General features: G+C 67.3%; 12 protein-coding genes and 2 tRNA genes. 5 read left to right on the top strand and 9 right to left on the bottom strand.

The genetic code is table 11. The features are described 5' to 3' along the window. The 6 genes from G5S38_RS11395 to msrA form a co-directional block, all read right to left on the bottom strand. On the bottom strand, positions 1-421 hold a 421-nt coding region (locus tag G5S38_RS11395), incomplete at its 3' end, for an acyl-CoA thioesterase (RefSeq protein ID WP_165068643.1). Between the two features lie 3 nt (positions 422-424). Beyond that, positions 425-2,107, bottom strand: coding sequence for an energy-dependent translational throttle protein EttA (gene ettA, locus G5S38_RS11390; protein ID WP_165068640.1), 1,683 nt, complete (start codon positions 2,105-2,107; stop codon positions 425-427). Between the two features lie 74 nt (positions 2,108-2,181). Further along, positions 2,182-2,661 (bottom strand): DUF6993 domain-containing protein, encoded by a 480-nt coding sequence (locus G5S38_RS11385; protein WP_165068637.1) that lies wholly within the window; start codon positions 2,659-2,661, stop codon positions 2,182-2,184. 85 nt (positions 2,662-2,746) lie between these two features. Then, positions 2,747-3,301, bottom strand: a complete 555-nt coding sequence (ssb, locus tag G5S38_RS11380) for a single-stranded DNA-binding protein (protein ID WP_165068635.1) — start codon at positions 3,299-3,301, stop codon at positions 2,747-2,749. Between the two features lie 105 nt (positions 3,302-3,406). Continuing rightward, positions 3,407-3,625, bottom strand: a complete 219-nt coding sequence (locus G5S38_RS11375; protein WP_165068632.1) for a methyltransferase — start codon at positions 3,623-3,625, stop codon at positions 3,407-3,409. A 30-nt stretch (positions 3,626-3,655) separates the two neighbouring features. After that, entirely contained in the window at positions 3,656-4,183 is a 528-nt protein-coding gene (gene msrA, locus G5S38_RS11370; RefSeq protein WP_165068629.1) for a peptide-methionine (S)-S-oxide reductase MsrA, read from the bottom strand. 168 nt (positions 4,184-4,351) lie between these two features. Between msrA and G5S38_RS11365 the strand changes: the two genes are divergently transcribed. After that, positions 4,352-4,642 carry a hypothetical protein gene (locus G5S38_RS11365; RefSeq protein ID WP_407943844.1) on the top strand — a complete coding sequence of 97 codons (291 nt, stop codon included), beginning with the start codon at positions 4,352-4,354 and terminating at the stop codon, positions 4,640-4,642. 25 nt (positions 4,643-4,667) lie between these two features. Continuing rightward, positions 4,668-5,552, top strand: a complete 885-nt coding sequence (locus G5S38_RS11360) for a hypothetical protein (RefSeq protein WP_165068627.1) — start codon at positions 4,668-4,670, stop codon at positions 5,550-5,552. Between the two features lie 145 nt (positions 5,553-5,697). Here the strand turns inward: G5S38_RS11360 and G5S38_RS11355 are convergent. The 3 genes from G5S38_RS11355 to G5S38_RS11345 form a co-directional block, all read right to left on the bottom strand. Further along, positions 5,698-5,773, bottom strand: a tRNA-Arg gene (locus G5S38_RS11355). Positions 5,774-5,802: 29 nt separating this feature from the next. After that, positions 5,803-6,063 carry a thioredoxin family protein gene (locus G5S38_RS11350; RefSeq protein ID WP_165068624.1) on the bottom strand — a complete coding sequence of 87 codons (261 nt, stop codon included), beginning with the start codon at positions 6,061-6,063 and terminating at the stop codon, positions 5,803-5,805. A gap of 61 nt (positions 6,064-6,124) precedes the next feature. Next, the gene (locus G5S38_RS11345; protein ID WP_165068621.1) at positions 6,125-6,403 is read right to left on the bottom strand and encodes an oligoribonuclease; all 279 of its coding nucleotides are present in this window, start codon (positions 6,401-6,403) and stop codon (positions 6,125-6,127) included. 79 nt (positions 6,404-6,482) lie between these two features. Here G5S38_RS11345 and G5S38_RS11340 point away from each other — a divergent pair, with 79 nt between their 5' ends. The 3 genes from G5S38_RS11340 (at position 6,483) to G5S38_RS11330 (ending at position 7,907) form a co-directional block, all read left to right on the top strand. Beyond that, on the top strand, positions 6,483-6,941 hold the full coding sequence (locus G5S38_RS11340) for a MarR family winged helix-turn-helix transcriptional regulator (protein WP_165068618.1): 459 nt from the start codon (positions 6,483-6,485) through the stop codon (positions 6,939-6,941). A 100-nt stretch (positions 6,942-7,041) separates the two neighbouring features. Beyond that, complete coding sequence (gene orn, locus G5S38_RS11335) at positions 7,042-7,692, top strand: oligoribonuclease (protein ID WP_165068616.1); 651 nt, start codon at positions 7,042-7,044, stop codon at positions 7,690-7,692. Between the two features lie 139 nt (positions 7,693-7,831). Further along, positions 7,832-7,907: transfer RNA gene (locus tag G5S38_RS11330), tRNA-His, on the top strand. Positions 7,908-7,950: the final 43 nt, after the last annotated feature.

Below are 7,950 nucleotides of genomic sequence, written 5' to 3'. Positions count from 1 at the left end.
GGGGGGGCTGGTGGGGGAGGCGCGGGGGGCGCGCGGTGGGGGCGGGGACCACCACGGGGGGGGCGGCCGGGCGAGTGAACAGCGCGCGCGGCTCGACGCCGGCGGGCGAATACAGCTCGTAGCAGACCTCGAGGCTCGCCCCGCCGATGCGCCCGATCCACAGCTCGATGTCGATCGGTGCCCGCATGTAGGGAATGGGGGCGACGTACTCGATCTCCTGCCGCGCGATCAGCGCGATGGTCTCCGCGCCGGGCCGGGCGTCGAGGATCGCCGTCGCTTCCCCGACGCCGCCGGCGTCGGGCCGCCAGAACGCCTGGATGCGCGCCTCTTCGAGCAGGCGCAGCATCTCGGCATTGTTCACGTGCGCATAGGCATCGAAGTCCGACCACCGAAGTGGCATCGCGATGTGGATGCGGGTCATGCGTCAGTCGCGTGTCAGCTTGCGGTACGCCGAACGGTGCGGCTTCGCGGCGTCGGGGCCGAGTCGCTCGATCTTGTTCTGCTCGTAAGCCTCGAAGTTGCCCTCGTACCAATACCAGTTCGCCGGGTCTTCTTCGGTGCCCTCGTAGGCCAGGATGTGCGTCGCGATGCGGTCGAGGAACCACCGATCGTGAGTGATGACCACCGCGCACCCGGGGAACTCGAGCAGTGCGTTCTCGAGGCTGCCGAGTGTCTCGACGTCGAGGTCGTTGGTCGGTTCGTCGAGCAGCAGCAGGTTGCCACCCTGCTTGAGGGTCAGCGCGAGGTTGAGGCGGTTGCGCTCTCCACCGGAGAGCACTCCGGCCTTCTTCTGCTGGTCGGGTCCCTTGAACCCGAACTGCGAGACGTAGCCGCGCGACGGGATCTCGGTCTTGCCGACCTGGATGTAGTCCTGGCCCTCGGAGACGACCTCCCACAGCGTCTTGTTAGGGTCGATGCCCCCGCGGTCCTGGTCGACGTAGGAGATGTCGACGGTCTCCCCGATCTTCAGCGTCCCGCTGTCGAGGGGCTCGATACCGGTGATGGTCTTGAACAGGGTGGTCTTTCCCACGCCGTTCGGGCCGATCACGCCGACGATGCCGTTGCGCGGCAGGGTGAAGGTGAGGTTGTCGATGAGCACGCGCTCGCCGAACGACTTGTGCAGCTTCGCCGCGTCGATGACCTGCGCGCCGAGGCGCGGCCCGACGGGAATGACGAGCTCCTCGAAGTCGAGCTTCCTCGTCTTCTCTGCCTCGTTCGCCATCTCCTCGTAGCGTGCGAGGCGGGCCTTCGACTTGACCTGGCGGCCCTTGGCGTTGCTGCGCACCCATTCGAGCTCCGACGAGAGTCGCTTGGCGAGCTTGGCGTCTTTCTTGCCCTGCACCTCGAGGCGGGCACCCTTCTTCTCGAGGTACGTCGAGTAGTTGCCCTCGTAGGGGTAGAGGTGTCCGCGGTCGACTTCGGCGATCCATTCGGCGACGTTGTCGAGGAAGTACCGGTCGTGAGTCACGGCGAGGACGGCGCCGGGATACTTCGAGAGGAACTGCTCCAGCCACAGCACGCTTTCGGCGTCGAGGTGGTTGGTGGGCTCGTCGAGCAGAAGAAGGTCTGGCTTCTGCAGCAGCAGCTTGGTGAGCGCGACGCGGCGCTTCTCTCCACCGGAGAGGTTCGCGACGGAATAGTCGCCTGGCGGGGTGCGCAGGGCGTCCATCGCCTGTTCGAGCTGCGAGTCGAGGTCCCACGCGTCTGCGGCGTCGATCTCTTCCTGCAGGGTGCCCATCTCGGCGAGGAGGCTGTCGAAGTCGGCGTCGGGGTCGGCCATCGCCAGCGAGACCTCGTTGAAGCGGTCGAGCTTCGCCTTGATCGGCCCGACGCCCTCCTGCACGTTCTCGAGCACGGTCTTGGTCTCGTCGAGTTCCGGCTCCTGCATGAGGATGCCGACGCTGAACCCCGGGCTCAGTCGTGCTTCTCCGTTGCTCGGGGTGTCGAGCCCGGCCATGATCTTGAGGATGGTGGATTTTCCCGCACCGTTGGGACCAACGACACCGATCTTCGCACCGGGGAGGAACGACATCGTGACGTCGTCGAGAATGAGCTTCTCGCCAACAGCCTTGCGGGCGCGCACCATCGAGTAAATGTATTCGGCCATGTCCCTAGTCTATTTGCGGTGGCGCCGACCGTTGACGTGGGTTGGCCTCGCTCACCGGATGGTGAGCGTGCCGGCTACCAGTCGATGGCGCGGGTGGAGCCGACCAGGCAGGCGCCGCCGATGATGCCAGGGGCGACGATGCTCGTGTAGCCCGTGCTCCGGGCCTGACCGACCAGGCAACGATCGGCGATGCGCACGGAGAACTGCACGGAATCGACGTCGCGCCCGATGGCCGTGGCGTCTGGCGTGACCTGCATGGCCGAGCGGTCGAAGCCCGCGGCGACCAGGTTGTCGATGATGGCGCGGCCACCCGGCACCGGATTGCCGTCGAGGAGCCGGCGGTTGACGAGGTCGAAGTACGGCAGGTTGTCGTCGGCCGATCCCTCGGGTACGAGCACCGGCTCTGCTGCCGGGGTCGGGCTGGGAGCGGACTCCGTTGCGGTGGGCGACGGCGACGGCGCTGGCTCCGGAGTCGCAGTGCATCCGGCCAGCAGCCCCGCAGACAACAGTCCTGCGGTCGCCGCGACCATGACCCGTCGGCGCAGTACTGCCATACGTCGACCCCCATCACACCCATCGCCGACCTCGAACGTGGCCGGCTTCCCGAGTCTATGGGCAGGGTTCGGCACCGGGCTTCATTCAGAACGGCACGGGCTCCCTGTCGTCGTCGGCCCTGCTCGCGGCGTGGTCGGTGTCATCGTAGTCGTAGTCGTCGACGTCGACGTCGGCATCCGCGTCGTCATCGGCGATGGAGTGGGCGGGCGCCCCGGGAGAAGCCGCCCAGTCGGCGCCGTCCGCACCGGACGCCGGTGTTGCGGTGCCCACGCCCTGGCTCCCCGACTGCGGCCGCGACCAGGTGGCGGTGCCCCAAGTGAGGTCGTGCCCGATCGAATCCGCCTCGATGTCGACGTTGATGCCGGACTTGTCGCCGCCCTGCCACTCCCGGATGCGCAGGCGCCCCAACACGATGACGCGCTGGCCGCGATGCACGGAACTCGCGACGTTGTCGGCCAGTTGCCTGAATGCACTGACGGTGTACCAGTTGGTCTCGCCGTCGACCCACTTGTTCTGGGCCCGGTCGTAGCGTCGCTGTGTCGACGCGAGGCGAAAGCTCGTGACGACGAGTCCCGCGGCAGTGGTGATGTACTTCGGGGTCGTTCCGACGACCCCGGTGATGCTCAATGTGTCTGTCATGGAGACAGTGTGTTCGGGCACCGCACCCCGCCACCCCCACGTTCCGGCCGCCGTGGACGGTGGCGCGGAACGCGGGGGTGGGGAGGGACGGCGTAGGTCCCTGGGTCAGTGCTCGTGGAACTCCGGCCAGTCGGATCCGGGCAGCAGGCTCGCGTAGAGCGCCCGCTTGACCACCTCGAGGGTCGGGTACACCGGACGTGGTGCCGAGTCCTTGAACAGGGTGAAGGTGAACCCACCCTCGACCCGGTGGATCGACCCGACGGCGCCGGCGGGGCCGACGGCGACCCAGGTCTGGCGTGTGGCGGTGAGACTGTCGTTGCTCATCGTTGAGCTCCTTTCCTCAGGCGCCCGCAGTTACGACGCGAGCACGTACTCAGCGTACGACCTGCGCACCTTGTTGACCTTGGGCAGGGCGACGGCCATGCAATATCCCTGGCCCGGGTTCTTGGCGAAGAAGTCCTGGTGGTAGTCCTCGGCCTCGAACCATTCACCGAGCGGGCTGATCTCGGTGACGATCCCGCCGTCCCAATACCCGGAGGCACGCTCGACGGCGGCCTCGAACTGCTCGCGCTGCGCGTCGTCGGTGTAGAACATGGCGGAGCGGTACTGCGTTCCGACATCGGCACCCTGGCGGTTGAGCTGGCGCGGGTCGTGCAGGGTGAAGAACACGTCGAGGATCACGTCGGCCGGGATCACCGCGGGGTCGAAGGTCACGGCGACGGCTTCGGCGTGCCCGGTGCGCCCGGTGCATACGGCTTCGTACGTGGGGTGGGCGCTGGCGCCGCCCGTGTAGCCGGAGACGACGGACTGGACGCCGCGGAGTACGCGGTAGACAGCGTCGAGACACCAGAAGCAACCACCGGCGAGGACGAATGTCTGCATGGGAAAACCCTTCTATCGATGTGAGTGGGCCGAGGCCCTCTGAGCACAACGTCGCTCCCCGCCGAGCCATTCCCCGCTGGTCGCTGCGTCCCAGGCAGACGATGTCGGATGCGGCGCCTAGCGTGTGCAGCACCAGCATCGTCGGGCCGGCGACACGACAGAAAGGTAGTGACCATGCGAGCAACCCACCTCCCACGCGTACTGACCGTTCACTCGCCCGCGGCCCACCCGCCCACCGTGCGCCGGGGGCTCACCGCGACTCAGCTCAATGACGGCCTCTGGCGGGTGACCGGCACCTCGGGTGCCGTCGTCGGGTACGTCGAGGGACTCGATGCCGGGGCGACCGCGGGCGGCCAGCGATTCCGGGCGAAGCGCTTCCTGGCGCGGCAGAAGCGGTTCACGATCGACGGCGAATTCTGGTCGATGGACGACGCGCTGGAGTGCCTGCGGTCGCTCTGAGCGTCGCCGGGTCTACTGTTCCCCCATGCAATGGTGGAACGACGTAACCGGCTGGCTCGCCTCCGACGCGGGTACCGCCGTGATGACTACCGCGGTGATCCCGTTCGTCGCCATCGTGGTGGCTGGCATTGTCGCCGCGCTGATCGGCCGCGGCTCGACCAAGCGGTTGCTCGCGCGCAACGACCGGGAGAACCGGGTGAATGCGGTGGCGACCATCGTGGGTGCCGCTCGCCGGGCCGCGATCTGGAACACCCTCAGCACGGAAGAACAACTGCACGCCGACCATGTCGCCGCCGAGGCCGACGTGCGCCTGCGGTTGCTGAACGTTGCGGGGTCGACCAGGGCCGCGGACTGGGCGGCGCACGAGATCGCCGACATGAAGAGCAGCTCGGTGTCGTACAGCGCCGCAGCAGACCACACCCTGCTCGAGTTGCGCGACCGGATGGTCAGCTGGCAGGAACGCCCGTCGCGCGCCAAGAAACTGTTCAAGGACGACCTCGACCTGTGGGCGCACGAGAAGACCCAGCTGCCGAAAGACGTCGTGGCGACGCCGCGAGAGTGGTCGCCTGCCGGGCCTGCCCAGGTACAGCAAGTGCCAGTCCAGGCAGGGCCGGTTCAATCGGCGCCTGTTCAAACAGTGCCTGCGCAGCCAGCGCCGCCGCAGCCAGCGCCTCCGCAGGAAGCACAGCCGCAAGGAGTACAGCCGCAGGACGAGGCACAGCAAGTGGAGCTGGAGAAGGAGCTCGAACAGCCCGCTGCGTCCCAGTCAAGCACTGCAGCGCCGGTGGCATTCGTCGAGCCGACCGAGCCGATCGTACTCAAGGATCCGAACGCGCCGCTGCTCGTGGAACCGGAACGCGACGAGGACCCCGCCGCGCTCGAGCGGGTGCTCGGCGATCGGCGCGCGTAGGTCCCTCGGCCCTGTGAACTACGTGCCACCGGCAGGATTCGTTGCTGTTGCCCTGAAAGTCTCGGTGCCCCCGGCAGGATTCGAACCCGCGTCGCGCCAGCGGCGCGCTGACGGTCACCACTGCAACTGGTCGTGACGCCCGGGATGGTGCCCCCGGCAGGATTCGAACCTGCGACCAAGAGATTAGAAGGCTCCTGCTCTATCCCCTGAGCTACGGAGGCGTGAAGGGCGTCTCCACGATACAACAGGGCTACACGGCCCTCGCCAGTGCGGTGAGCACCTGGTCGATGGTCGGTTCACCCTCGGCGCGAAAGACCTCGGTGTCGGCGGCATCCAGCACAACGACCGTGGGGGTCGAACGGATGCCGGCCCGCTCCGCTTCGGCGCTGTGCTCTGCCACGTCGAGCTCGGCGACCGTCAGTGCGGGCACCAGGGTGGTGGCGGCGACCAGCGTCTGCCGGGTGCGGGTGCACGGATCGCAGAACGCGGAGGAGAAGAACAGCACCTTCATCAGCGTCGTCCCCTCCCCGCGTTCGCGTCGGCGTGTGTACTGAGGTTGTCAGTGCGTGCAGTTATCCGCGGTCGCCGCGGTCTTCGGGGTCGACGGAGGGCTCGCTCTCGGCCTTGTCCCAGAGGTAGGTCACGTGCACCTTGTCGCCGACCTGCTTGACGGACTCGACGTCGTAGTTCTCGAGGGTCTCCTTGCCGTCGACGGCGGTGAGGACGGTCACCGAGTCATCCCAGGTGCCATCGGTGCTGATGCGGAGATCGGTCTGTCCGTCGTTGGGTCCACCGGAGTAGATCACGACGTACTCGTCGCCGTGGGCGAGGGAAGGGGTGTGTTCAGTCATGCATCCTTACTACCACGAGCCGGGACTCGCGACGTGAGAGGCGCCGATGCCCCACGCGCACGGGCGTAGCATGGCATGAATGTTGACTGAACGCTCTGACTTTCTCGGAACCCTCCTCGTCGCGTCCCACCGACTGACCCGCCTCGCCGCCCTTCGACGCGGTGCCGGAATGTCGCCGGAGACCTGGCGCACGCTCTCTACCCTCGACAGCGACGGCCCGCTCCGCGCCCCCGACCTCGCCACCCGCAGCGGCCTCAGCTCCCTCGGGCTGACCAAGCTGCTCCCCGGCCTGGTCGAGGAAGAACTGGTGTATCGCATCGCCGACGTCGACGACCCGCGCGCGTGGCTCATCGCCATAGCGAAGAAGGGCACCGCGGCAATGGAACAGCACCGCACCAGCACGGTCGATGCCCTCACTCCCCTGTTCGACGGACTGACCGAGGAGGAGCGCAACATCCTGGAGAAGGCGTCGGAGATCCTGCTCGAGCGCTCGATGACCAGCGACGTCGAGACCGACGCGGACACTGCCGCAGCCTGACGCCCGGCGGTCGACACCCGGCAGTCGACACCCGATACCCCCAGCGGGTTCCCGGCCTCTCGCGGCGCCCGGTATCGCCCGGCGGAACTACACTCGGGGGATGCCTTCACTGACCGATCGCCTCGTATGGATCGACTGCGAGATGACCGGACTCGACCTCAGTGTCGATGAGCTGGTCGAAGTCGCCGTCGTCGTCACGGACTTCGACCTCCAGCCCGTCCACGCCGGTTTCTCCGTCGTCATCCGGCCCGACCAGTCCGCTTGGGACAACATGGGCGACTTCGTGCGGGAGATGCACGATTCGTCAGGCCTCGCTGACGAGGTGCCGAACGGCGTCAGCCTGGCCGACGCCGAGTTCGCCGTGCTCGAGTACATACTCGAATACGTTCCGGCGGGCCAGAACGCGCCCCTCGCGGGCAACACTATCGGCACCGACCGCGCATTCCTCGCCAAGTTCATGCCCAGGGTCGACGGGCACCTGCACTACCGCAGCATCGATGTCTCCTCGATCAAGGAGCTCGCCCGGCGCTGGTTTCCCCGCGTCTATTTTCAGGCACCGACGAAGAACGGCGGCCACCGTGCTCTCGCCGACATCCTCGAATCGATCCGCGAACTGCAGTACTACCGACTCGCCGCCTTCGTCGCCGAGCCCGGACCCACCTCCGACGAGGCGCAGGCCGTTTCCCAGTCGGTCGTCGAGGCATTCGCGCCGCGCCTCGCGCCCCCCGGCCTCACCTCCGAACCGGCCTGACGCCTCGACCGGCAATGCGGTCGATGTACGACCACCAATGCGCCGGCGAACCCGCCGCGGCGAGAACCGTCAGCGGAACGCCTCCGCGTGTAATAAGATTCTCTAGTCGACCGGATGGCGAGAGTCATTCGATTGCATGGTGGGCGTAGCTCAGTTGGTAGAGCGCTGGCTTGTGGAGCCGGATGCCGCGGGTTCGAGTCCCGTCGTTCACCCCATCGGAATGGCCCCACTACGGTGGGGCCATTCTGCATTGCAGGG

This window comes from Marisediminicola senii (assembly GCF_011057645.1).
Classification (GTDB): Bacteria; Actinomycetota; Actinomycetes; order Actinomycetales; family Microbacteriaceae; genus Marisediminicola; species Marisediminicola senii.
The sequence above is the reverse complement of the archived record's forward strand: the minus strand, read 5'-3'. Positions and strand labels throughout refer to the sequence as shown.

What these genes read in the sequence shown, in the direction of transcription:
- ettA (WP_165068640.1), bottom strand. Translation starts at nt 2,107, where the DNA reads ATGGCCGAATACATTTACTCGATGGTGCGCGCCCGCAAGGCTGTTGGC.
- G5S38_RS11385 (WP_165068637.1), bottom strand. Translation starts at nt 2,661, where the DNA reads ATGGCAGTACTGCGCCGACGGGTCATGGTCGCGGCGACCGCAGGACTG.
- ssb (WP_165068635.1), bottom strand. Translation starts at nt 3,301, where the DNA reads ATGACAGACACATTGAGCATCACCGGGGTCGTCGGAACGACCCCGAAG.
- G5S38_RS11375 (WP_165068632.1), bottom strand. Translation starts at nt 3,625, where the DNA reads ATGAGCAACGACAGTCTCACCGCCACACGCCAGACCTGGGTCGCCGTC.
- msrA (WP_165068629.1), bottom strand. Translation starts at nt 4,183, where the DNA reads ATGCAGACATTCGTCCTCGCCGGTGGTTGCTTCTGGTGTCTCGACGCT.
- G5S38_RS11360 (WP_165068627.1), top strand. Translation starts at nt 4,668, where the DNA reads ATGCAATGGTGGAACGACGTAACCGGCTGGCTCGCCTCCGACGCGGGT.
- G5S38_RS11350 (WP_165068624.1), bottom strand. Translation starts at nt 6,063, where the DNA reads ATGAAGGTGCTGTTCTTCTCCTCCGCGTTCTGCGATCCGTGCACCCGC.
- G5S38_RS11345 (WP_165068621.1), bottom strand. Translation starts at nt 6,403, where the DNA reads ATGACTGAACACACCCCTTCCCTCGCCCACGGCGACGAGTACGTCGTG.
- G5S38_RS11340 (WP_165068618.1), top strand. Translation starts at nt 6,483, where the DNA reads ATGTTGACTGAACGCTCTGACTTTCTCGGAACCCTCCTCGTCGCGTCC.
- orn (WP_165068616.1), top strand. Translation starts at nt 7,042, where the DNA reads ATGCCTTCACTGACCGATCGCCTCGTATGGATCGACTGCGAGATGACC.